Origin of the sequence: Streptomyces turgidiscabies Car8 (assembly GCF_000331005.1) — a bacterium.
Taxonomy (GTDB): domain Bacteria; phylum Actinomycetota; class Actinomycetes; order Streptomycetales; family Streptomycetaceae; genus Streptomyces; species Streptomyces turgidiscabies.
In genome coordinates this window covers 1-723 of the sequence record NZ_AEJB01000032.1, presented here as the reverse complement: position 1 = coordinate 723, position 723 = coordinate 1, and the positions used below count along the sequence as shown (strand labels likewise).

The 723-nt window shown below is 68.0% G+C and carries 1 pseudogene; it reads right to left on the bottom strand.

Annotated features, from left to right (window positions below):
* Nucleotides 1–723, bottom strand: a pseudogene (locus STRTUCAR8_RS02380) (autotransporter); the annotation flags it as partial.

Sequence of the window (723 nt, the reverse complement as noted above, 5' to 3'; positions counted from 1 at the left end):
TGGACGTTCGCACCCTTGATGTTGGTGCCGCGCTTGTTGACGTTCTTGCGGGCGGGCGTCCAGTTGAGGCCGGGGTCGCTGAGCGAGGGGTTGGTGTCGCCGCCCTGGTCCGACCAGCTGTACTGCCCGGTGAGGACCACCTTCGAGCCGGGGCGGGACTGGACGTTGATGTCGCTGCCGTACTCGCGCTGGTAGAAGTCCATGCCCATGGTGACCATCTGGCCGAGCGGGGTGTCGACCGTCCAGGTGCCCTGGTTGAGGACCTTGCGCACGCGGGGGAGCGACGTCGCGAACTCCGGGCGTCCCGCGTTGACCTGGGTGCCGTTGTCGATCACTCCGGAGAAGGAGTGGATGCCCGAGAGGTCCCAGGTGCCCCAGAGGAACCGGGGTTGTGTCACCAGTCCGGCGCCGCTGATCGTGCCCAGGTTGTACGCGCTCTTCAGTGACAGGCGCAGGGTGCCGTCCACCCGGATGTTGTCCTGGTTGAGGCGGAACGCCGGGGTGTTGTAGGGGAAGTGGCCGATCAGGCCCGCCGTTCCGCCGTTGCCGTACTGGAGAGTGGCTCCCCGCTCGACCGTCACCGCCGGTGCGTCGGGGTTCGTCACCGTGACGTACGGGTGGTTGCCGCCCGGGATGCTCACCTTCTGCCCCTGCCGGGACCTGGGCAGCGTGAAGTCGCTGTCCCTCGTCAGGATCAGGGTGCCCGTGCCGCGCACGGTGAGG